The following is a 24,651-nucleotide window of genomic DNA, read 5'->3' as shown; positions in this document are numbered from 1 at the left end:
CTGGTATAGGTGTATTGGGCATTAATAAAATCCAGGAAAGGAATCTTATTAAATGGAAGTTCATAGTTCAATTGCATTTCTTGGGAATGCCTGTTAGGCTCCCCAATATCAAAAAATCCGTCCCAAAGCCCCAAAGCGGGGTCTATCCCTGCATCCGGATTTCCATCTTCCGCAAAATAGTTGCGAACAATATTATTATTGGAGGCGGTAAGATTTAGTCGCAAGGATTTAGTGAGACTATAATTAATGGCATACTGCCAATTAAAAAGGTAGTTACGTTGTTGCAAGAACGGCAACTCTAGCTTTTCCACCCCAGGCTCAAATACATCCCTAAACTTCTGCTGATTAAAGGCCCTATTGATATTAGACTGAAGGGCTACACTTGCCGGTAGCACGTTTATATTTAGATCTTTCAGCCATTTCCAATACCTACTAGTAAATAAGGAGTCCTTTTTTGCAAAAGGCTCTACGGAAAGCGGGTTAAAATTATGGTTATACACAAAGCCGGTCACCACATTCTGGTCGTGCAATTCTGCAATCTCAAAGTCGCGATGATTCACCTCGTTATAGGAGTAATTAAAGGTAAAGTTCTCTACATCGTAGAAACGGGATTCCGATTCTGGCGCCTTGTCTTTTCTAACCCCTATAAAATTAATACTGGTACGCTTTGTATAATCTTCTCCCTGTTGTTTTATAGCCTCGGCATCCTCAGCATTATCTGCAGCTGCAATTCTATCCTTTAGTTTTAAGTCGTCAAACACTGGGTCGAATTCTGGCGTAATCAGTTGCTCCGAAATACCGTAATTAAATGGCAATTGAAGCCCCCAGTTTCTTGGGAAGAGCTGGCCAAAATTAACATTGGTGACCATATCATAAGAAATGGCATCTTCTCTAGCACGCTCATTTGGCATTTGATCCAAGGCACCAAAGCCAGAGGTACTTTTGCTTCCTGTGGCAGAGAGGTTGGCAAAATCTGCCATATTCATATCGATTGCTGCTACGGCTGCCCATCCGCCGTTATTATCCAATCCGGCCAAGCGAAGCTCGTTAAACCAAACCTCCCCTCGGGCGGGCAGGTCATCATCGTTTTTAATACCCACCATCATACTGCGGATACTTCCCAAAGAGGGATTTCCACGAATCCCAATCCGTACCCTTCCTAGGGTTCGGGGATCAAATTCATTTACCTGAACCACTTCCCCATCTACCAATTCGTAGTAATTTACGGTTTGGAGGCTTTGGGAGGCAATACCTGCCGATTTTACTTTTGACAGATCGTCCAGAGCCAGGTCTAGCTGATTTACATCTGGCCATATTTCGGTGGCCGAACTTGTTCCAAAAGGGGTAAACTGCAAGGGCAGTTCTATTTGGTAGTAGTTCTGGGAAAGGTCGCTTCCTATCCTTAAAAATCCAACCAAGGGATGCTCATCATCGGCATAATCGGATTCCACAATCTCCTCGGCATGCATAAACATTTTTAATCGTTTGTACTGCCTAATATCTACGTTGATATTTTTAAAAACTCCTCTAGCGTCCTTAGGTTCCAAATTCTCTACCTTAAAGGACATAGACTGTTCGTTCTGTCTAATTATGGTATTGTTATTATTGAGCCGCTCCCTTTCTACCCCAGGCGGCAATACATAGGGAATAGGTGATCTATTGGCATTTTCCTCAATATTCACGGCATTCACATCTACCAGGGTCCCATCATCGGAGGGATCGGAATCTACTTCTGGTTGTAAGGATCGGGTATAGGTACGCCAATCCCCACGCACAAGGTCTAAGGTGGCGAAACGCAGAATTACATCACTAGAAAATCCGGTGAGGAACATCCGCATAAAACTGATGGACCTAAAGTCGCTTATCCCCCCTTTGGCATCGGTAAAATCCCGTAATGGAATTTTGTATTGTATCCAGCGCTCGTTCAAATTATTACCATTGGGCAGGGTACGGGTAACTCCTTCCTTTATATCCGTTACATAGGTGTCGTTAATAGTGGTTCCCGGCTTCACCTTAATGCGATATTCAAAATAACTATTCACCGTATTCATGGTACCATCCCTATTAATATCCTCCACATCGGGCAAGGTAGTACTCCCCCTACTCTTATTGCCTAAACCTACTGGTGAATTCCCCTCGGGGTTATTGTAATTTAAATAGCGCTCTGGGATACTCCCCTCCCTATCCAGGAAATACTCATAATTATCTAAGGCAGGATCTTCTGGAGGTCCGTTATAGGAAATTCCACCCGCAAAGGTATAGGTTGCCTCCTCTTCATCGTTAAGGCCGTCTAGGCCCACATCCTGCTTTTTTCTATTGTTCTCGTCTGCATCAAAGGCATACACCAAAGACTGGGTAGCGGGCACCTTTCCCCAGGCAGTTTTATAGGTAAGGTCATTAGATTCTGGGTTTACCGGCAATCCATTCTCATATTGCTTTCTCCCATCGGGTAGAATATCCTCGGAAATATTTCCAAAATTGATCACCAGCTCCCCTGCACTGGTAGCTTTCCCATCTACATAAGGATCTAGTACCCAAAACTGCAGGTATTCCACATTAGACTGCTCAAAATTAGTACTGTTAAGGGGTCGCATTATTCCGCCCCACTTCTCCTCTGGCTGCGCTCCATCAAAATCGGGATGGGCATTGTAAGGCCCTTTTAATTGTGGGTAATAGGCCAGGTCCAGGGTATTTTGGGCTAGGGTCTGCCCCTGCGGTACGTCTTGGTTAAAGATATCCTGAATATAGATTCGCCTAGTTTCATTGGTAGAAATATCGTCGTCCCTAATGCTCGATGGGCGTTGGTTACTATAAAAGATGGGGTCTATGGTATACCAGGCCAGTTTAGCCCTACCAAACCCAGATTCCATACTGTTATCCCCTGCCAAATATTCTACAGGCGGACTCGCCAAGGACCATCCCAGGAAGGAACGAATATCGATTAGGGATTGCGCCCCTTCAAAATCGTCCAAATAGGTAGTGGTTTCCCCTTGAAAATTGGCATTTTTGGGAGAATTGGGCTTTAAAAAGGCCACTTCGCCCCGGACCGATAGGTTAGAAGCCACATCGGTATCAATATTGGGAAGTTTATTCGCTAAGCGAGTAAGGAAGGGTACTTCGGTAGAGAAATTACTATTTAGCCCAAAGATGGTATTATTCACCGGTTCTACCCCGTAGTTGGATTTCTGTGTTAATGGTCTTTCATTCAGGTTTAACAAGGTACCGCCAAACATCAGGTTTTTATTGAACTGATGCTCCACATTCACCCCAGAAAAACGCCTCGTCTGTTGACCGAAAACGGCATTGTTCTCTACAGAAATATTAATGGGTGTATTGGAAGCTTCCAAGCTAGGGTCCAAAATCTGCACAGTTCCCGCCTGATAATTTACGGTATAGTCTATCCCTTCCTGTAGCTGTCTCCCACCTGCAGTTACTCGGACCGAACCTTGGGGAACGTTAAATGCCCCAATTGGGATACCACTTGCCCCTTGGGATTTATACCTTCCCTTTAGGATAAACTTATTCTTATCTGCATCTTGCTGTGCGGCTGCGGATGGCAGGGCGTACATATTCCTAAATACGTATTTCTTCTGATTGGCATTATACCCCTGGTCATTTTCTACCTCATAGGTTCCGCCTCCCAACAGCTTGAACAAGAATTCTCCGAAGGGCTCTACCTTGGTGAAGATTATATTTCCGGACTGTGGGTCGATGGTAATTCCTGGGACATAATCGAAGAATCCGTCGCCCCCAGGCTGAATGTCGTTGTAATTGTTTAGTCGGTCTAGATTAAACACCTCCAATAGTATTCGTTCCTCCAAAGCTTTGGGCGTTGTGGGCCACCCACTACCCGGACCCGATTCTACCGGAGTAATATAGTTCCTGGGAGTGGTTTCGTTATAGAGGATGTTAAATTTAAAGTCGTCCTGACTTAACTGGTAGGCCCCTGTAGCATAAATATTCTTCATCATAAGATCCCAGATAGGATCTTTTACATTGGTAATGTTACTTTTCAGCAACTTCAGGATCAAGGTATTATTATTTACAGGTACTTCGGCCCCTGGGGATACGGTAGTGGCATCTAAGCCGCCATTGGCAAATTCCCCTACCTGATACACCTCTCCATTATAGGTGTACTGAAATGCCACACCCAACACCTCGTCGTTACTAAGTCGCTGATTAAGGGATAGGTATCCCAGCTGGGGATTAAAAGTAAAATCCCTGCCTTGCTCCAATTTACGGGCATTTTCCAAGATAGCGTAATCAAAACCTTGGTTTACGGTGTATCCAGGAACGTTGAAGCCGCTTTTTACGGTAGCAATATCCCTTACATTCTGATTTAAGGCCCCTCCGTTTCCAATGAGTGCGGGGTCATAATCGTTGGCAGCGTTGCGTGGTAAGTTCCCAGCAGCCGATGGGTTAAAGAACCCTGCGGGATCTCCGTTATTGTTTCCAATACGCGTTCTATCGCTTAAGATTTCCCCCAAATCCTGAATTGCCACCACATTTCTAATATTCAGGGTTTGCTGACTTCTATTGGTTACCCATACTTCTAGCCTGGTAATCTGCACCTGACTTCGGATATAAGGATAGTTTTCCAAGGCGGCATCATAGTTATCCCTAAAATAATGAGCTAAGAAAAAGTGTCTATCGGCATCGTAATCTTGCGCCCTCAGTTCAAATTCGTTTACGGCACCGCCTCCTTGCGCCACCACGGTATTGCTTTGGGAACGTTGCTCGGAAAATACTCCCGTTACGGTTGTCTTTCCAAATTGCAGTTGTGTTTTCACCCCAAATAGGCTCTGTGCTCCGGTAATTAAGGAGCTGTTAAGCGGCATGCTTACATTACCCACTTCTATTTTCTGGAGGATATCATCTTCGGAGGGTGTATAATCTAACTTTACCAGGTTTTGAAAATCGAAAGTAGCCTCGGTATCGTAATTAGCGGTAACCTGCAAGCGCTCTCCAATTTTACCGAGCATACTAAGGCTGATGCGTTGGTCAAAATCGAAGGAAAGATTGGTACGGTTTCGCGGAGATAGGGAAGGATTGTCATTCTTCTGCCAAATAACCCCTAGATCCATAGCTACAGAACCTTGTGGAATCACCTCTATGGTATTCCCTCCAAATACACTTTCAAAAAAACTATTGTTTACATAAAAATTGGGGAGCAAGTTCTTCCTAGCCGCTTCGGAACCTTCTTTTTTTCCGGAATAGGCGTCTATTTTCTCCTTAAAATAGGCTTTCATCCCCTCACGGCGGGCCAATTCCATGTATTGTTCGGGGGTAAGGATAATGGGATAGGTAATATCATAATCGCCCACGCTCACCGTGTAAATATAGCGATCTAACTGAGGGTCATAGGTATATTTGGAGACGATGCTATCTGGATTTTCCATCACCAGTTTTCCCAGAGCAACCCCGGTTTTAAGGGAATCTACCTCTTGCGCACCGCTTTCCTCTGCGCCCCTATCCTGGGCCAAGGTATTAAAGCCTAGCCCAACTAGAAACACAAATAGTAAGAAATCCCTTAATTTGGATATGAGATAATGTACTGCCCCCTTTTTCAAATTTGCTACAAATTTTTAAGCGCAAATTTTATGATATCTTCTACGCTTAGTCCGGGATCTTGACGTATTACCTTGTCCACCACCTTCTCTGCCTGCTTGCGAACAAATCCAAGAACCTCTAAAGCTGATAACGCCTCATCTTTATTTGTATTGTTTGATGGTAGGGAAAGTTCATCAATATCATAGATTTTCAAGATTTTGTCCTTGAGATCCAATATTACCCGTTGGGATGTCTTGGCCCCGATCCCTTTTACCCCTTGAATGGTTTTGGCATCTCCAGCAGCAATGGCATCCCTAATTTGGGAGGGTGTTAGGGAAGACAACATGGTCCTTGCCGTAGCAGCACCAATTCCCGAAACCGTCATCAACAGTCTAAAGATTTCCCGTTCGGATTTTTCGGCAAAACCAAACAAGGTATGGGCATCTTCCTTCACTTGTAAATGGGTAAATACTTGCACGTTTTCCGCGTCTCCAATTTTAGAAAACGTATGTAGGGATATGTTCACAAAATATCCTACTCCTGCGCATTCAATAACCAAGTAGGTTGGGTTTTTCTCTACTAATTTTCCACGTAAATGGGTAATCATAGGTTGGTGTGGTTTAATACTAGTTTACAAAAGGGGCACCAAAACATGGAACCCCATTAGTTTTTTCTATAAAATGGTTACAAGGAGCTTATACCTTAGAAGCCCTAGCAATTCTTCTTTTCTCCCTTTCCTGCGCATCGAGTACTGCAACTGCGGTCATATTCACCATTTCATCTACACTGGCTCCTAATTGCAGGATATGGACAGACCTTCTAAGCCCTACCATTATTGGCCCTATGGAGTCGGCCTGATTTAACTCCTTCAGCAATTTATAGGTAATATTTGCCGATTCTAAGTTAGGGAAGATCAGGGTATTTACCTTTTTCGCTGCAATTTTGGAGAATGGGAAATTCTCCTGATGCAATTCCTTGTTCAGGGCAAAATCTGTTTGTATCTCACCATCTACCTGTAAGTCTGGATTGTTGGTATGGAGAATTTCTACTGCCTCCCTAACCTTTAAGGCATGGGGATGTGTAGAGGAACCAAAATTAGCATAAGACAGCAAGGCCATCACGGGTGTAAACCCAAAGGTGGAGGCCACATTGGCCGTCATTTGGGCAATTTCGGCAAGCTCCTCGGCATTGGGGTCTATATTGATAGAGGTATCTGCCAAAAACATGGGACCTCTTTCGGTAATCATGATATTGACCGTAGATACCTTTTTTACCTTGGATGCTCTTCCTATCACCTCAAAAACAGGCTTTACCACAGTAGGATAGGCGCGAGAATAGCCCGAAATCATTCCATCTGCATCACCCACCAATACCATCATGGATCCAAAGTAATTACGCTCCCGCATTTTCCTTTCGGCACTGTATAAACTTACCCCGCTACGCTGTCTATTTTCAAAGAACTGCTGTGCATAGCGACTCCTCTTTTCGGCTGTCCCATCGCATCGTGGGTCTATGATCTCAATATCTGCATCAAATTCGAGTTCCTTTTTCAGCTCTTCTATAACCTTTTTGTTTCCTAACAGAATGGGGATAGCCATTCCTTCATCGTAGGCTATTTGGGCGGCTTTTAGCACATTCAAATGATCTGCCTCTGCAAACACAATTTTCTTGGGTGCAACTTTCGCACGATCGTGCAATTGCCTTACCACTTTATTATCGTTACCAGAGCGCTGCCATAGTTCTTCCTTGTACCTATCCCAATCCTCAATAGGGGCTTTTGCCACCCCACTATCCATAGCCGCTTTTGCCACTGCTGGTGGAATTTCGGTAATCAGTCTAGGGTCAAAAGGTTTTGGAATAATATAATCCTTCCCAAAGGTCAGCCTTGTTAAACCATAGGTAATATTCACCTGTTCTGGTACGGTTTCTTCGGTAAGCTCTGCCAGGGCGGTTACTGCTGCCATCTTCATAGCCTCATTAATCTTGGTGGCTCTTACATCTAGCGCACCTCTAAAAATAAAGGGGAATCCAAGTACATTGTTTACCTGGTTGGGATAGTCAGACCTACCGGTCGCCATAATAACATCATCCCTTGTGCTTAGTGCAAGGTTGTAATCTATCTCCGGATTTGGGTTAGACATAGCAAACACAATGGGGTCTTTTGCCATAGACAAAAGCATTTCTGGACTCAGGATATCAGCTTTAGAAAGACCGATAAAAACTTCGGCATCTACCATAGCCTCTTCCAAGGTATTTATTTGGCGATCGGTCGCAAATTCCAATTTCTCCCCGGAAAGATTGGGACGGTCCTTGCGGATTACTCCCTTACTATCCAACATCACAATATTTTGGTCCTTTGCACCAAACGCCTTGTATAAACGGGTACAAGAAACAGCTGCTGCTCCCGCGCCACTCACTACAATACGGACTTCCTCCATTTTTTTGCCAGTAAGTTTTAAGGCGTTAATTAAGGCCGCTGCAGAAATGATAGCCGTTCCGTGCTGATCATCGTGCATAATAGGAATATCCAATTCTTCTTTTAGCCTACGCTCTATCTCGAAAGCTTCCGGGGCTTTTATATCCTCTAGATTGATCCCACCAAAGGTAGGCGAGATAATTTTCACCGTCTCAACAAACTTATCTACGTCGGTGGTATCCAATTCGATATCGATACTATCGATATCGGCAAAAATCTTAAACAAGAGGCTTTTCCCTTCCATTACCGGTTTAGAGGCTTCCGGACCAATATCACCCAAGCCCAACACGGCGGTTCCGTTGGAGATTACCGCCACCAAATTTCCTTTGGCAGTATATTTATAGGCATTTTCCTTATCCTTGGCAATTTCCAAACAAGGTTCTGCAACCCCGGGAGAATATGCTAAGCCTAGATCCCGTTGGGTTGAATAAGGCTTTGTAGGTACAATCTTTATCTTTCCTGGTTGGGGTTTTGCGTGATACACTAATGCTTCACGTCTGGTTCTTTGCTTACTCATTGGTTCATTTTTGAACAACAAAGTTAAGAGTATTTTTAAACTAAACGGATATAAAAATGATTCGTCGGCGGATTGAAGGCTTATAAAAAGGGTCGAAGCTGTTCTGGGGTAAATCGCCCAAAACCTCACCGTCCTAAAGAGGCCTCCTTCAATTCCCAAAGAGAGCAAAATAGCTAAACCACTTATTTAAAGCCCCCTAACTAAATCCCATAGCACGGATGGGCTCCTAAACCAGTCATCAAGTGTTATCCCTTACTATCATTGTTCCCTTTTGGGTGTATGTACGCCCTCTGAATAGTGAGCTTACTTCTTTAAAAAGTCTATATTTCTTTTAAGGCCAGTGTATTTAGTTCGTTTTACGGCCGATTTCTGGAATACCTTTCTAAAGACCTCCTCGGTAATTTCTTCCCAATCCTTTTTGGTCATGGAGAGCAATTCTGGCTTTGGGTTAAACAAGGGTTCTTGGTGGGGTTTGGAGAAACGGTTCCAAGGGCAGACATCCTGACAAACATCACATCCAAACATCCACTCGTCAAATTTCCCCTGAAACTCAGATGGAAGTTCATCTTTTAGCTCAATGGTAAAATAGGAGATACACTTACTACCGTCTACCACATAGGGAGCTACAATGGCCTGGGTAGGACAGGCATCCAAACAGGCGGTACAGGTACCGCAGTGGTCGGTAACCCTAGAATCGTATTCCAGTTCTAGGTCGATGATCAATTCGGCAATAAAATAAAAAGACCCCACCTGTTGTGTAAGCAGGTTACTGTTTTTTCCAATCCACCCCAAACCGCTTTTTGCTGCCCAGGCCTTATCCAATACGGGGGCAGAGTCTACAAAGGCGCGGCCATGGACCTCCCCAATTTCCTCGGTTATAAAGTGATGCAATTGTTTTAATTTGGATTTTATTACATGGTGGTAATCCTGGCCGTATGCGTATTTGGAAATTTTATAAGTGCCCTCTACCTGCGTTTCCTCGGGATAATAATTGAGCAATAGGGAGACCACCGATTTTGACCCTTCTACTAATTTGGTAGGATCTAAGCGTTTATCAAAATGATTTTCCATGTACCCCATTTCCCCGTTCATATTGTTTTGAAGCCATTTTTCCAATCTAGGGGCTTCCTCCTCCAAAAATTCTGCTTTGGAAATTCCGCAGGATAGGAAACCAAGACGCTTGGCTTCCTCTTTTATCAGTTGGGAATATTGGGTCCTATTTTTCAAAACAATTTATCGAGGATTAAACAACAAAGTTACACACTTTGGCTTTAAGGAAATAAGGGGGTCTAATTCTACCGTATCCATGGAAGTAGTCACTTTATATTTCCTGACAATTTCGGTGATCGCAATAATCATTTCAACCATGGCAAAATTATTACCCACACACATTCTTGGTCCTGCTCCAAAAGGATAGTAATAATCACGATACTCCGCTTTTTCAAGCTCCTTAAAACGATGGGGATTAAATTGATTGGGGTTTTCCCAAAAATCGGAATACCGATGCAATTCATATAGAGACATTAATACCAAGGTGTTTTTAGGAATGGACATTCCTTCAAAAGTCCCCTCCTCTAAAGAGACCCTGTCTACAACATAAGCCGGCGGGTACATTCTAAGAGTCTCCTCCAAACACCACTTTGCCATAGGGAACTTCTGATCCCATTGCATGAATGACATTTTGGAAGGATCCGTTTTTTCATTACTTACCTCACGATACACCTCTTCTTGAATTTCTGGATGCTTTGCCAGCAAAAATAATGCAAAGCTCAAGGCATTTGCAGTGGTTTCGTGCCCTGCCGTAAAAAGAATCAGTACTTCATCTATCAATTGGGCATCAGACATTGGAGCGCCGTCTTCGTACTTGGCTTTTAATAACATATCCAATAGATCATCCATTTCTTCGGTCGCAGAACGCCTTTCTTCAATTATTTCTAAGAGAAGGGTCTTGGCCTCTTTTGAAAGCGCTAGATGTTTTCTAATCTCCCCATTTATTTTAAACCACCATTTTAAATAGGGTTGTCGCATTTCCTTGATCAACATTCGTTGATTGGCCTCGGTAATATATTTTAACCGCTTCATTTTATCCCGAAGTGTAGTACTGCTAAAAAGCGATTTTGCCACCACCTGAAAAGCCAGATCACCCATTAGAGGAAATATATCTTTCTCAATTTCCGTGGGTATTCGGTCCAGTTCATAAAGCACAGCTTGGCGCATTACTCCAATAAGGTTTTGTAGTTTATTTTTATGGAATGCCGGTTGTACCATTCGCCTGTGGGTACGCCAATGTTCCCCATTAGAAGTTAGGATACCATGCCCCACATATTTCGCCAGATCCACGGTTTGTAGGGACGATTTCTGGAAGTTCTTATGTTGTTTTTGTAGAATATGCTTAATAAGATCAGGATTTCTTGTAAAGAGAACGGTTTCCTTGTTGGTTACCTTAACTTTAAAAAAATCTCCATAGGCTTCGAAATTCTTATGATGAAATGGCAAAGGGTTTTTAAGAATTGCCCTGGCATTTTTTATGACCTGAAATCTGGATATCAATTTCAATTTGTTCATTAGCTAGGGAGGTATGAATTATTGAATAAATTTGCCCGAATTTAAAAGACACTTTAAAACAATCCTGTCTGTGTACTCCCTTTAATCTTCCCCAAGTGTTTATAGGCCAATTCTGTAACCTCTCGTCCCCTAGGGGTACGCATAATAAAGCCTTGTTGAATTAAAAATGGCTCGTATACTTCCTCTATGGTCTCTGCACTTTCGGACACAGCCGTAGCCAAGGTGGTTATCCCTACGGGCCCACCCTTAAACTTATCAATGATGGTTGCCAATATCTTATTATCCATTTCATCTAAGCCATGGGCATCTACATTAAGGGCTTTTAATCCAAATTTAGAAATTTCGATATCTATGCTTCCATTTCCTTTTATCTGGGCAAAATCGCGCACCCTTCTAAGCAATGCATTACAAATTCTTGGCGTTCCCCTACTTCTACCCGCTATTTCAATGGCTGCTTCCATACTAATGGGGACCTTTAAAATCTGGGCACTACGCGCTACAATCGTAGAAAGAAGTTCGGTAGAATAGTATTGCAATCGGCTTTGAATTCCGAAACGGGCACGCATAGGCGATGTCAATAGTCCGGAACGTGTGGTTGCCCCGATAAGGGTAAAGGGGTTAAGATTAATCTGTACCGACCTGGCATTGGGTCCAGATTCAATCATTATATCTATCTTATAATCTTCCATTGCAGAGTAGAGATATTCTTCCACAATGGGGCTTAAACGGTGAATTTCATCTATGAAAAGCACATCCCTTTCATTGAGGTTGGTCAACAATCCCGCTAAGTCGCCCGGTTTATCCAATACAGGGCCAGAGGTGATCTTAATCCCCACCCCTAACTCATTGGCAAGGATATGGGCCAAAGTGGTTTTACCGAGCCCTGGAGGCCCGTGAAACAAGGTATGGTCCAGTGCTTCGTCCCTACGGTTGGCTGCTTCTACAAATACCTTTAAATTTTCCAATACCTGTTCCTGACCCGTAAAGTCATCAAAGGTTACGGGGCGCAAGGCTCTGTCTATATCCAATTCCTCTGGACTGAATCCATCTGTGGTGGGATCTAAATTCTCATTCATACTTCAAAGATAATGGAATTCGCGTTTCCTTGGATCAATATAGGCCAAATCTCTATGATGTCTTTAGCCTCCCTCTAAATACACCTAAAAGAGCGACTAGTACTCCTTCCTTTAAACTACCGGTGAAGGAGGAATAAAAAACATAATGGCAGTAAAAATTAAGGCATAAAAAAAGTCCATCTTTCGATGGACTTCCTTTTAATACATTGAAGGTGGCTTAATGTTCCAATTCTTCTTCGCCCTCGAACAAAGGAACGTTTTGTGGAACATAATCCTGGGAAGCTATTATATACTCCCCATTATCGTGGGTTTTACTATAATCGTACGGCCATCTGTATACCTGTGGAATTGCTCCAGGCCAGTTTCCGTGAATATGCTCAACTGGCGTAGTCCACTCTAAGGTAGTTGCTTGCCATGGGTTCACGGTAGCTTTTACTCCGTAGAACATACTTTTTATAAAGTTAAAAGCAAAAACCAATTGCACCAAAGCAGCTACGATAGCAAATACGGTCATTAATACCTGTACATCTGCCAAGTCGTCGAACATTGGGAAGGCGGTATTCTCGTAGTATCTACGTGGTACCCCTGCCATACCCACAAAGTGCATTGGGAAAAAGACCCCATACGAACAAACTGCGGTTACCCAGAAATGAACATAGCCTAAGTTTTTGTTCATCATTCTACCAAACATCTTTGGGAACCAGTGATAGATACCTGCAAACATTCCATAAAGGGCAGATATACCCATTACCAAGTGGAAGTGAGCTACCACGAAGTAAGTATCGTGCACGTTAATATCCAAGGTACTATCCCCTAAGATAATTCCAGTTAGTCCCCCAGAAATAAAGGTAGAAACCATTCCGATAGAGAACAACATGGCGGGGTTAAATTGGATATTCCCTTTCCAGAGGGTCGTAATCCAGTTAAAGGCTTTTACTGCAGATGGAATTGCGATCAACAAAGTGGTAAAGGTAAATACCGACCCCAAGAACGGGTTCATTCCAGAAACGAACATATGGTGACCCCAAACAATGGTAGATAGGAATGCAATGGCCAAAATAGAGGCAATCATCGCACGGTATCCAAAGATTGGTTTACGGGCATTCACCGCCAACACTTCAGATACGATACCCATTGCAGGTAGAATTACAATATATACTTCTGGGTGACCCAAGAACCAGAACAAATGCTCATACAATACTGGAGATCCACCTTGGTAATGCAATACTTCTCCTTGGATAAAAATATCCGAAAGGAAGAAAGAGGTACCAAAACTTCTATCCATAATTAGCAACAGGGCTGCTGATAATAATACTGGGAAAGAAACTACCCCAATAATTGCAGTTACAAAAAAGGACCATACCGTTAGTGGCATTCTAGTCATAGACATTCCTTTTGTTCTCATGTTAAGTACGGTAACAATATAGTTCAAAGAACCAAGTAGCGATTGTACAATAAAGAAGAACATGGATACCAGCCATAGCGTCATCCCCAGACCAGAACCTGGTTGTGACATAGGCAGTGCACTCAGCGGCGGATACACCGTCCAACCTGCTGCTGCTGGCCCTGATTCTACGAACAAGGAACAAAGCATAATTATACAGGCAAGGAAGAATATCCAGAAAGACAACATATTCAGGAATCCTGAGGCCATATCCCTAGCACCAATCTGCAATGGAATAAGCAAGTTACTGAACGTACCACTAAGTCCGGCCGTTAACAAGAAGAATACCATAAGGGTACCGTGAATGGTTACCAAAGCCAAATAGACATCGGCATCCATGACACCACCTGGTGCCCATTTCCCCAATATAGCCTCAAAAATACCGAAAGACTCTCCTGGCCAGGCCATTTGCATTCTAAACAGTATAGACATCAAGATCCCCAATGCCCCCATAAACAAACCTGTAATCAGGTATTGTTTGGCGATCATCTTATGATCCTGACTAAAAATATATTTGGTCACAAAGGTTTCTTTGTGGTGGTGTCCGTGATCATCCGAATGACCTTCTACATGTGCGTTAGCTGTTACAGACATAGTTGTAAATTTATATTTTTTTAACGTTATTAATTAGTATCGAACTATTACTGAGCGGCCATAGAATCCCCGAATCTTTGCTGACTAGCAAGCCATTCGTTAAATTCCTCCTCGGTCTCCACAATAATTTTCATCTGCATGTTATAGTGCGATTTTCCACAAATCTTATTACATAATAAAACGTAATCAAATTCCCATGGGTCACTATTCTCTTCACCTAGCGCAGCTCTTTCTGCGCGACGTTCATTAATATTACTCACCTTATCCACTACCTTAGGATCGCGCCTCATTTCGGCGGTGGTAATGGTAGGAGTAAAGGAGAAATGAGTAATCATCCCAGGAACACAGTTCATCTGCGCTCTAAAGTGCGGCATATAGGCTGAGTGAAGAACATCTTGCGATCTAATTTGAAAGTTCACTTTTCTACCTACTGGCAAGTGCACTTCCTTCACTATGATATCGTCCATTGCGTTAGGATCTGAGTTATCTACCCCCAATACATTGGCTTTATCGATATCGATCATACGCACGTTTGCATCTCCTAAAACGTTATCTTCCCCTGCATATCTAGCCGTCCAGCTAAACTGCTGAGCGTATAGCTCTATAATCAGCGGATCGTCGTCGTCATTGATATCCATAATATTAGTCCACGCGTACAGCCCCCATAAAATAAGTCCGGCCAATACAATTACTGGAATAATGGTCCAGATAAACTCCAAACGGTCGTTATCTGCATAAAACAAAGCCTTTTTCCCTTTCTTCCCCTTATACTTATAAGCGAAAAAATGCAAAAGGAATTGGGTAATGATCTGCACAAAGAAGATAACCAGCATGGATACCAACATTAAGGCGTCGTATTCCCCTCCGTGTTCGGAAGCGGCTTTCGGTAAAAGTGTCTTGGAGTATTTAACAAAACTGAAGATGGTTAGACCATATAAAAAGATCATGAACGCCACCATAAGATATCCGTTGTACTTATTATCGGTATCGGTTGCAATTTGTGTATTGCTCCTCCCGATTTGGGACAATTCGAATATCTTAGTCATTTGCCAAATAGCAATTCCAACTAATATTAAAACAATTATGGTTAATAATGCAGTCATCGTATGATTTGATATTATTCTTTAATTAAAATACTAATAGTGAAAATGTTTACTTTCCTCAATAAACGGATTTCGTTTAGGTTGCAAGGGTGCTTTTGTAAGGGCCCTGAACACTACAAAGATAAACAAGCCCGTAAAAAATAATACCGAAGCAATTTCAGACATTCCAATAGACCATTGGTCACCTACCGTACCAGGCATAATAGCAACATAGATATTCATATAGTGTCCTACTAATATAACGATACCTGTCATTACCACGAACCAATTGATTCTTTTAAAGTCACTGTTCATTAATAGCAGTAAAGGGAAAACAAAATTCAATACCAACATTCCCAAGAATGGAACTTTATAATCTGCAATTCTAGTAACAAAATAGGTTACCTCTTCCGGAATATTCGCGTACCAGATCAATAGGAACTGAGAGAACCATAGGTAGGCCCAGAAAATACTGATACCGAACATAAACTTCGCCAAATCGTGGATATGGCTATTATTTACATCTTTTAAATACCCTTTAGATTTCAAGTAGATGGTCACCATAGCGATAGCCGTAATTCCAGTAACGAACATACTGGCAAAGATATACCATCCAAATAGGGTACTAAACCAGTGCGGATCTACACTCATTATCCAATCCCAAGACATTATAGATTCGGAAATTAGATAGAATACCAAGAATCCTGCAGAGATTCTAAAGTTCAATTTAAAATTACTATCGTCGTTAGATTCATCCTGGGCTAGGGAAAGTTTTCTTGAATATTCTCTATACAAGATCCATCCTCCCAAGAAAATCGCAGCTCTAATTAAAAAGAAAGGTCCGTTTAGGTATCCAGACTTAGCCTGAATCAATTTATCATGCGCCACTACCTCGGGGTCTGTCCAAATAAATAGGTGGTTTAATTGTGCCACCGATAAGACCAAGATTACAAAAACGATGATACCTCCGGGCACTAGATAGGCGGTTATTCCTTCCATCACCCTAAACAATAGCGGTGACCATCCTGCTTGTGCGGCCCTTTGTATGGCGTAAAAAGCCAAGGCGCCAAGAGCGATCATCATAAAGAAAAGAGCGGCCACATATAGGGCGGCCCATGGTTTGTTTTGCAATTGCAGCAACACGTGTTCATAATGGGACGCATCATCGTGCGCAGCTGCCTGATCTGCTCCCCCATGGGTTTCGGTTACCACATGTGCATCGCCATGTCCATCATAATGGGAGGCAACCATTGCTTTTGCGTCCTCTACCGTACTTGGCGCAGTCATAAAGCCGATACCAATTCCCAAAACGCCTACAGCCATTAATATGAAGGAAGCAATTTTTAATCTATTTGAAAAAGTATACATATTGCTAATATCTAGGTCTTATTTTGTTAAATCTTCTTTCAATGTCATTACGTATTCAGCAACTTGCCAGCGCTCTTTGGTATCCAATTGTCCTGCATGGGAACCCATGGAGTTTAAACCGTAGTAAATAACGTGATAAGTGCTTCCTACTGTTATGTCCCTAGAGGCATAGCTTGGCACCCCAAGAAACTTTTCCTTTTTCACCAACTTCCCTTGGCCATCTCCATTATTACCATGGCAAATGGAGCAATAAATGGTATACAGTTCCTTACCCATCTTAAGGTTCTCTTCCCTATTAGAAGGATCCAATGGACTAGGATTGGTCATTGCAAGTTCTTTGCCTTCCAGGGTATTCTCTATTCCGTAAGGTATCCATCCTCTAGCCACGGTATTAGCTACAGGCTCTAGTGCCTCCATCCCATCCGGAAGAAAATCTACTTGTTGGTACGTTTCATATCCTACGGAGTAGTACATATTGGGCATAAATTCGTAATTCCTGTTTCGCTTATCCGCGCATGCAGTAACCAATAATACCAAACCTAGTACAACCCCTATTCTGCTAAAATTATTCATAATATCCAAGACTACTTTTCTGTAATATTAATTTCTACTGCTCCCGTATCCAACAGCAAGTCCCTTAGTTCTTGTTCGTTGCCATGAATTTCGATTTCCATTGCAAAATGATCGTCCGTTGTTCTCACATCTGGATTTTCGGCTTCCTTAAAAGGCCACAATCTACTTCTTAAGAAGAAGGTGATCACCATAAGGTGAGCTGCAAAGAAAACAGTTAGCTCGAACATGATAGGTATAAAGGCCGGCATATTCTCTACGAAGCTAAAGCTAGGCTTCCCTCCAATATCCTGAGGCCAGTCCTCAATCATCATATAATTCATCATTACAATGGCCACCACTAGACCAACACATCCGTACAAAAAGGATGTAATTGCCAACCTAGTTGGTGCCAATCCCATTGCCTTATCCAACCCGTGTACGGGAAATGGGCAATAAACTTCTTCTATATGATGCTTGGCCGCTCTTACCTTTTTAACAGCATGCATTAGCACATCGTCATCATCATAAAACGCGTGTATAACTTTAGACGCCATAATTATTTCTTATTGTTTAAAATCCTTGCTTGTCCTGCCCAATCGTCTCTTTGTGCCCTACCTGGGAATGATTCCGTTATAGCATCTAATAATTCGTATTCCCTATTGGTCATACGTGCTACTTGTTCGAATGTAAATATCCCGATTTGGTTAAGAGTTGCTTCCATTTGAGGCCCAATCCCTTTAATTTGCTGAAGGTTATCTGCCTCTTGCTTAGTGGGATCAAAAGTCCCCAGCGCATCCAATAATTCGGCCACCCCAACTTTATCGTCCTTCAACGGCACCTCTTCACCCATCAATACATCATCCGTTATGGGTCCTTTCTCTATGATTACCGGCCTAACAGTAGAAATCTGATACAAGGGCTTCCCGGCATCCCTTAGTTTTTTATACTTCTCACCTGAAGATTTCATAATGGTCTTCACCTCTGCCTGTGCAATTACAGGGAATGTTCTAGCGTAAAGCAAAAACAATACAAAGAAGAATCCAATGGTTCCTATAAAGGTACCTATATCTACATAGGTAGGAGAGAACATTGTCCAAGCAGAAGGCATATAGTCCCTATGCAAGGAAGTAGCGATAATTACGAATCTCTCGAACCACATCCCTATGTTCACCACAATGGAGATAAAGAAGGAGAACATAATACTAGTCCTCAATTTCTTGAACCACATAAACTGTGGAGAGAACACGTTACAGGTCATCATTGCCCAATACGCCCACCAGTAAGGTCCGGTAGCCCTGTTAAGGAATGCGTACTGCTCGTATTCCACTCCGGAATACCATGCAATAAACAACTCAGTAATATAAGCACAACCTACAATAGAACCGGTCAACATTATAACGATGTTCATCAACTCTATATGTTGTACGGTAATATAGTCTTCCAACGCACTTACTTTTCTCATGATGATCAACAAGGTGTTCACCATTGCGAAACCGGAGAAAATTGCTCCAGCAACGAAGTATGGAGGGAAAATGGTGGTATGCCATCCTGGTACAATAGAAGTAGCAAAGTCAAACGATACAATGGTATGTACAGAAAGTACTAAGGGAGTTGCCAAACCGGCCAATACCAAGTGCACTTCCTCGAAACGCTGCCAGTCCTTTGCACGCCCAGACCAACCAAAACTTAACAAGCTATAGATTTTCTTTTGGAAAGGCTTTACCGCTCGGTCTCTGATCATCGCAAAATCTGGCAATAAACCTGTCCACCAGAATACCAAGGAAACGGACAAGTAGGTAGATATTGCGAACACGTCCCATAATAAGGGCGAGTTAAAGTTTACCCATAATGATCCAAATTGGTTAGGTATAGGTAAAACCCAATATGCCAACCAAGGACGACCCATGTGAATTAACGGGAATAGACCCGCCTGCATTACAGAGAAAATGGTCATTGCTTCCGCAGAACGGTTAATAGCCATTCTCCATTTCTGTCTAAATAACAAGAGTACTGCAGAAATAAGAGTACCGGCATGCCCGATACCTACCCACCAAACAAAGTTGGTAATATCCCAGGCCCAGCCTATTGTCTTATTTAATCCCCAGGTACCGATACCAGTAGATATCGTGTAAATTATACATCCTACCCCCCAGATAAATGCCGCCAAGGCAATGGAGAATGCAATCCACCAACTCTTATTGGCCTTTCCTTCAATTGGAGCAGCGATATCCACGGTTACGTCGTGGTAACTCTTGTCTCCAAGTACTAAGGGTTTTCGTATAGGTGCTTCGTAATGCGACGCCATAATTTAATATATAGTTACGTTCCTTTTATTAATTTGATTAAGCTTCTTCCGTATTTCTAACTTTCACGTGGTAGAATACATTAGGTCTAGTTCCTATGTACTCTAATAAGTGGTACATACGATCACTCTCCTTCAGCTGGGCAACCTCACTCTCTTTATCATTCACATCCCCAAAGACCATTGCTCCGTTGCTACAAGCAGACGAACAAGCAGTTTGGAATTCCCCATCCTTCACGGTACGACCATCACGTTTGGCGTCTAAAATAGTTTTCTGTGTCTTTTGGATACACATAGAACATTTTTCCATCACCCCTCTAGACCTTACAGTCACGTCTGGGTTAATCACCATTTTACCCAAATCATTGTTCATGTGATAATCAAACTCATCGTTATCACTGTACAAGAACCAGTTAAATCTTCTCACTTTATATGGACAGTTGTTTGCACAGTACCTAGTACCCACACACCTATTGTAGGCCATCTGGTTTTGTCCTTGACGACCATGTGAAGTTGCCGCAACAGGACAAACAGTCTCACAGGGAGCGTGGTTACAATGCTGACACATTACAGGCTGGAAAACAACTTGCGGATTCGCAGCTGGATCTTCTAACTGACCAAAACCTCCTAAAGAGCCATTATCCCCAAACAGTCCACTAAATCCTTCCTTCTTCGCTATATCATCGGCGAAGGTCTCCTCTGAAGAGTAATACCTATCGATACGCAACCAGTGCATATCCCTAGACTTCCTCACCTCTGATTTACCTACTACAGGCACGTTATTTTCTGCGTGACATGCAATAACACAAGCCCCACAACCTGTACAGGCATTTAAATCGATGGATAAGTTGAAGTGATGCCCTATAGAACGATCAAAACTATCCCAAAGATCCACACTAGTAGCAGGAACTTCCTTGTGATCTAAAGAAACCACAGGACCAGCATTCCACTCCTTAACATCTTTGGTATTAAAGATCTCTAAGGTAGTTTCCTTTATAATATCCCCTCTACCCATCAACGTTCTATGCAACTGAACACTTGCAAATTGATGTTTTCCAGAGGTTTTTTCTAAACTAACATTTTGAGTAGCGTTAAGATCCTTATACAAACGGTATGCATTTACCCCCGTTTGCATTTCACTCTTCATCCCTACCTCTTTTCCATAACCGAAGGCCAAACCAACAGATCCAGGTGCTTGACCAGGCTGTATGATAACAGGCACATTATGTAGGTCTACCCCATCTACAGTTAAGGTTACATAACTACCGTTTAAACCACCATCGGAAGAATGGTCATTAACCAATCCTAGCTCGGCAGCATCCGCTTTAGAAACGGTTACATAGTTATCCCAAGAAACCCTTGTCAATGGATCTGGAAATTCTTGCAACCAAGGGTTACCCGCTTGCTGTCCGTCTCCCATTCCGGTTTTTGGATAGAGTACAAGCTCCATACCCTCTGCTGTAGCAGCAGACAAACTAGCCAATGCAGAAGAAATAGAAACCGCTTCTACCGAGGTATCAGTAGCCACCCCTTCTACAGAGGCAGCATTCTCTACCGCATAAACTCCATCGTGCAAGGCCTGATTCCAGTCGCCTCCATTTAACACACCCTGATCCCAAGTTTGTCTTATATAATCATAATAAGACTCCTCTTTGTCCATCCATTTCAACAAAGCTGTTTGAAACTGTCTAGTATCGAACAACTGCTTAATGGTGGGCTGCATTAAACTGTAATATCCTTTTTTAAACTGCGCATCTCCCCAAGACTCCAAATAGTGATTAGAAGCACCTACATATTGTACTGCTTCCGTAGTATCTGTCATATTCTGAGAAAAGGCCAACGTAAGATCCACCCCTTGCAACGCCTCTACAAACTCGGCAGCATTTGGCAGTGTATAGGCAGGATTCACTCCATCCATCAATAAGGCTCCAACCCTACCGGCTTTCATATCTGCCAATAAAGATTTAAGAGCAGCCTTATTACCTTGTCTTATATATTTGGGAGCAGCAGCATCAAAAGCCTTACTACCCAAAAATTCATTTATCTCTAAAACAACGGCTTGGGCATTCACGTCATCTATCCCGGAAACCACTACCGCGTTCTCTTTATTTTTCAACACTTGAGCCGCAACGGAATCCAAAGCAGCTTTTGCGCTTTCGGGCAAATTACCAGCCCTAACAGAAGAACCACTCAACTTACCATAAAAATAAGCTAAGGCTACTTTCTGCTGTGCAGGAGTTAAAGGAACCCTTTTATCGGCATTTGCACCGGACAGAGACATATTTGCCTCGAACTGCACATGCCTAGACATCTTCCCATTTTTAGGAATACGCCCTTTAGAATACCCACTATCATAACCACCCCCTTGCCAATCACCAAGGAAATCTGCAGCAAATGAAACAATGAGCTCCGCTTTTTCAAAATCATAATCAGCCAATGCTCTTTCCCCATACTTAGCCTCAAACGCAGTTAAGGCAGCATCTTCCGAAATAGCATCATAGGTCACATGATCTACATTACCATATGCCTCTTTAAATTCTGCAATTAACCTATCCGTAGACGGACTTGCGTACGTCTGGGTTAAAAGGGCAATCTTTTTAGAAGTACCTTTTAAGGAATTCAACTTGGATTTCACCGCGGCATCCACACTACTCCATTCTACAGGCTCCCCATTAAAGTATGGCCCCTGCAAACGAGTACTGTCATACATCGTTAAAACAGATGCATGCACACGTGCATTGGCAGAACCACCCACCTTTGCATCCACATTATTTTCTATCTTGATGGGACGTCCCTCTCGTGTTTTAACCAAAACACTTGCAAAGTCGTATCCATCCGCAATCGTAGTCGCATAATAATTGGCAACCCCCGGTATAATATTATCCGGCTTTACCACATAGGGAATGGACTTAATCACTGGACCTTCACACGCAGCCAACGAAGCGGCAGCGGTACTAAACCCAACATATTTTAGAAAATCCCTCCTATTGGTAGACGTGGAAGCCAAAGTATCCTTATCTCCTAGGAATTCATCCACAGGGATCTCTTGGACAAACTCATTCTGCCTTAGCGACTCAACAATGGAATCATTCGGATTTAACTCCGCCTCACTTTTCCAATATTTCTTATTTGATGACATATTGATATATCTGAAATTATCTTGTAAATAGTTTGCTTAATAGTGGCACTTAGCACATTCCAATCCACCCATTTGGGCAGCAGTAAGCTTTTCAACCCCATACTTCTCGGAAAGCTCCGCGTGAATCTTCTCGTAATACGCATTACCCTCCACCTTAACATCGGTCTGCCTGTGACAATCAATACACCATCCCATCGTCAAGGGAGCATACTGCTCCATAATCTCCATTTCTTCTACCGGACCGTGACAAGTCTGACACTCTATCCCAGCTACGGAAACGTGCTGCGAGTGGTTAAAGTAAGCGAAGTCTGGAAGATTGTGAACCCTCACCCATTCTACTGGTTGAGTCTCCCCGGTGTAGCGACGCTCATCTTCGTCCCAACCTACAGCCTTGTACAACTTCTTAATCTCTCCGGTATAAAATTCATTGGTATACCCCATTGCCAAATCTTCCTGACTAGGCCCTTCTGGACGCCCGGTATACTCATTAATATTTTCGTGACAGTTCATACAGAGATTCAAAGAAGGAATCCCCGCGTTTTTAGAAACCCTAGCGGAAGAGTGACAGTACTTACACTCTATCTCATTATCGCCAGCGTGAATTTTATGTGAATAATGAATGGGCTGTATGGGCGCATACCCTTTATCTACCCCTACTTGCATCATCCAACCATAAGCAAAATAAGCCCCGGTAAGCAACATAAAGATCGTAAACACGAGCACAAGAAATTGATTCTTAGCAAACGCCTTCCAAATAGGCATTCTCTTCTCCCCCTTCTCTTTCTCCAAAGACACTCCACTTGCCTCCGCAATTCTCCTTAAGGTGGTATTCACCAAAAGCAGCATAATTATCAACAGACCCAGGATAGCGATCAGCGCCCCTAACACCAACTCATTGGAAATTCCGGAACCAGCACCCCCATATGCAGCGGGAGCCGCTGCACCACCTGCAGCCGCTTTCGGCTCTGCCGGAGGAGCATCCGTATACGCAAGAATATCATCGATATCTTGATCGGAGTACATTGGGAACGGCGTCATCATCGCCTGATTGTACTCGTTATAAATCTTAATTGCATCTGGATCTCCAGAATTGATCAAAGCCGAACTATTCCTAATCCACTTATACAACCAATCCCTTTCGTATTTCTCACCGACCCCTGCCAAAGGCGGACCCGTCATTTTCCTTGTCAAGGAGTGACACGCCGCACAATCCTGATTAAACAATTGCCTACCCTTGGCTGGATCGCCTTGACCCGTAGTAACCTCGGCGGCATCTTGTGCAACAAGTGAATTTGAAATCAGCATTAAACCGATCAGACTGACACCTAAAACCTTAGAAATTAGATTGCGGTATGGAACCTTTTTCATATTAAAAAATATTTCTATCGAAAGTTTGGCACGGTATTTACACCAATAAAATCTGGAGTTTCTAACCCTTGCTCAATTTGGAAGCAAAAATACACATTACACTTTATTTGAGGAATGTTAAAGCCACCATAACAGCTAATTTATACCCATTCTAAATAATAATAAAATCTTTTGATTGATTCTTAATAAATTACCTTTGCAGAACAATAAATTTGAAATACTCACACCCATGAAAAAGACCTATATATTTACGATTATGCTCTTTTCCGTCCTTTTCTGCTCGGCCCAACAAGGCCATGTAGATATTCAGCAAGACAGCAAGATCTCACAGCTTTTGGATCTTTATAAAAATGTGAACAAAAGCACAAATTACTATCGCATTCAGGTAGGATTTGGCTCACATCAAGAAGCTCAAAACTTAAAGGCCAAGGTAGATGTAGATTTTCCAGATTGGCCCACTTCCATCGATTTTGAATCACCCAGTTACCGAGTACGCATCGGGAAATTTAGGACACAGCTAGAAGGGGAGCGGAAACTTATAGAAGTAAGAAAAAAATACCCAAGCGCAATGCTCTTGAAACCAGAAAAAACGACCTACTAGGTCGTTTTTTTTATCCC

General features: G+C 42.7%; 15 protein-coding genes. 1 reads left to right on the top strand and 14 read right to left on the bottom strand.

Annotated features, from left to right (window positions below; translation table 11 throughout):
• The 14 genes from sov to F1E73_RS13760 form a co-directional block, all read right to left on the bottom strand.
• Positions 1–5,570 (bottom strand): T9SS outer membrane translocon Sov/SprA (gene sov / locus F1E73_RS13825; protein ID WP_394349927.1); only part of this gene is annotated, 5,570 nt, incomplete at its 3' end.
• Positions 5,571–5,575: 5 nt separating this feature from the next.
• Entirely contained in the window at positions 5,576–6,157 is a 582-nt protein-coding gene (gene ruvA / locus F1E73_RS13820) for a Holliday junction branch migration protein RuvA (protein WP_086477028.1), read from the bottom strand.
• An 88-nt stretch (positions 6,158–6,245) separates the two neighbouring features.
• A complete protein-coding gene (locus F1E73_RS13815; protein ID WP_150452241.1) occupies positions 6,246–8,543 on the bottom strand; it encodes an NADP-dependent malic enzyme in 2,298 nt (765 codons plus the stop codon).
• Positions 8,544–8,846: 303 nt separating this feature from the next.
• Positions 8,847–9,770, bottom strand: coding sequence for a tRNA epoxyqueuosine(34) reductase QueG (queG, locus tag F1E73_RS13810; RefSeq protein ID WP_150452240.1), 924 nt, complete (start codon positions 9,768–9,770; stop codon positions 8,847–8,849).
• Positions 9,771–9,776: 6 nt separating this feature from the next.
• Entirely contained in the window at positions 9,777–11,108 is a 1,332-nt protein-coding gene (locus F1E73_RS13805) for a cytochrome P450 (protein WP_150452239.1), read from the bottom strand.
• Positions 11,109–11,161: 53 nt separating this feature from the next.
• Entirely contained in the window at positions 11,162–12,184 is a 1,023-nt protein-coding gene (gene ruvB / locus F1E73_RS13800) for a Holliday junction branch migration DNA helicase RuvB (RefSeq protein WP_086477034.1), read from the bottom strand.
• Positions 12,185–12,401: 217 nt separating this feature from the next.
• The gene (locus F1E73_RS13795) at positions 12,402–14,222 is read right to left on the bottom strand and encodes a cytochrome c oxidase subunit I (RefSeq protein ID WP_150452238.1); all 1,821 of its coding nucleotides are present in this window, start codon (positions 14,220–14,222) and stop codon (positions 12,402–12,404) included.
• 47 nt (positions 14,223–14,269) lie between these two features.
• Complete coding sequence (locus F1E73_RS13790; protein WP_150452237.1) at positions 14,270–15,325, bottom strand: cytochrome c oxidase subunit II; 1,056 nt, start codon at positions 15,323–15,325, stop codon at positions 14,270–14,272.
• Positions 15,326–15,358: 33 nt separating this feature from the next.
• A complete protein-coding gene (locus F1E73_RS13785) occupies positions 15,359–16,672 on the bottom strand; it encodes a quinol:cytochrome C oxidoreductase (RefSeq protein ID WP_086477037.1) in 1,314 nt (437 codons plus the stop codon).
• Positions 16,673–16,690: 18 nt separating this feature from the next.
• Positions 16,691–17,245 carry a c-type cytochrome gene (locus F1E73_RS13780; protein ID WP_086477038.1) on the bottom strand — a complete coding sequence of 185 codons (555 nt, stop codon included), beginning with the start codon at positions 17,243–17,245 and terminating at the stop codon, positions 16,691–16,693.
• Positions 17,246–17,256: 11 nt separating this feature from the next.
• Complete coding sequence (locus F1E73_RS13775) at positions 17,257–17,778, bottom strand: DUF3341 domain-containing protein (protein ID WP_086477039.1); 522 nt, start codon at positions 17,776–17,778, stop codon at positions 17,257–17,259.
• A 2-nt stretch (positions 17,779–17,780) separates the two neighbouring features.
• Positions 17,781–19,529: an NrfD/PsrC family molybdoenzyme membrane anchor subunit gene (gene nrfD / locus F1E73_RS13770; RefSeq protein WP_150452236.1), complete on the bottom strand. Its 1,749-nt coding sequence runs from the start codon at positions 19,527–19,529 to the stop codon at positions 17,781–17,783.
• 37 nt (positions 19,530–19,566) lie between these two features.
• Positions 19,567–22,665 carry a TAT-variant-translocated molybdopterin oxidoreductase gene (locus F1E73_RS13765; RefSeq protein WP_150452235.1) on the bottom strand — a complete coding sequence of 1,033 codons (3,099 nt, stop codon included), beginning with the start codon at positions 22,663–22,665 and terminating at the stop codon, positions 19,567–19,569.
• A 36-nt stretch (positions 22,666–22,701) separates the two neighbouring features.
• A complete protein-coding gene (locus F1E73_RS13760; protein WP_150452234.1) occupies positions 22,702–24,033 on the bottom strand; it encodes a c-type cytochrome in 1,332 nt (443 codons plus the stop codon).
• Positions 24,034–24,262: 229 nt separating this feature from the next.
• On the opposite strand from F1E73_RS13760, the gene F1E73_RS13755 reads away from it, so the two are divergent.
• Positions 24,263–24,634 (top strand): SPOR domain-containing protein, encoded by a 372-nt coding sequence (locus F1E73_RS13755; RefSeq protein WP_086477043.1) that lies wholly within the window; start codon positions 24,263–24,265, stop codon positions 24,632–24,634.
• Positions 24,635–24,651: the final 17 nt, after the last annotated feature.

The organism is Arenibacter lacus (assembly GCF_008711145.1).
Classification (GTDB): Bacteria; Bacteroidota; Bacteroidia; order Flavobacteriales; family Flavobacteriaceae; genus Arenibacter; species Arenibacter amylolyticus.
This window is presented reverse-complemented; position numbering and strand designations above follow the sequence as displayed.

Coding starts and splice junctions, on each gene's coding strand:
- ruvA (WP_086477028.1), bottom strand. CDS start 6,157: ATGATTACCCATTTACGTGGAAAATTAGTAGAGAAAAACCCAACCTAC.
- F1E73_RS13815 (WP_150452241.1), bottom strand. CDS start 8,543: ATGAGTAAGCAAAGAACCAGACGTGAAGCATTAGTGTATCACGCAAAA.
- F1E73_RS13805 (WP_150452239.1), bottom strand. CDS start 11,108: ATGAACAAATTGAAATTGATATCCAGATTTCAGGTCATAAAAAATGCC.
- ruvB (WP_086477034.1), bottom strand. CDS start 12,184: ATGAATGAGAATTTAGATCCCACCACAGATGGATTCAGTCCAGAGGAA.
- F1E73_RS13795 (WP_150452238.1), bottom strand. CDS start 14,222: ATGTCTGTAACAGCTAACGCACATGTAGAAGGTCATTCGGATGATCAC.
- F1E73_RS13790 (WP_150452237.1), bottom strand. CDS start 15,325: ATGACTGCATTATTAACCATAATTGTTTTAATATTAGTTGGAATTGCT.
- F1E73_RS13785 (WP_086477037.1), bottom strand. CDS start 16,672: ATGTATACTTTTTCAAATAGATTAAAAATTGCTTCCTTCATATTAATG.
- F1E73_RS13780 (WP_086477038.1), bottom strand. CDS start 17,245: ATGAATAATTTTAGCAGAATAGGGGTTGTACTAGGTTTGGTATTATTG.
- F1E73_RS13775 (WP_086477039.1), bottom strand. CDS start 17,778: ATGGCGTCTAAAGTTATACACGCGTTTTATGATGATGACGATGTGCTA.
- nrfD (WP_150452236.1), bottom strand. CDS start 19,529: ATGGCGTCGCATTACGAAGCACCTATACGAAAACCCTTAGTACTTGGA.
- F1E73_RS13765 (WP_150452235.1), bottom strand. CDS start 22,665: ATGTCATCAAATAAGAAATATTGGAAAAGTGAGGCGGAGTTAAATCCG.
- F1E73_RS13760 (WP_150452234.1), bottom strand. CDS start 24,033: ATGAAAAAGGTTCCATACCGCAATCTAATTTCTAAGGTTTTAGGTGTC.
- F1E73_RS13755 (WP_086477043.1), top strand. CDS start 24,263: ATGAAAAAGACCTATATATTTACGATTATGCTCTTTTCCGTCCTTTTC.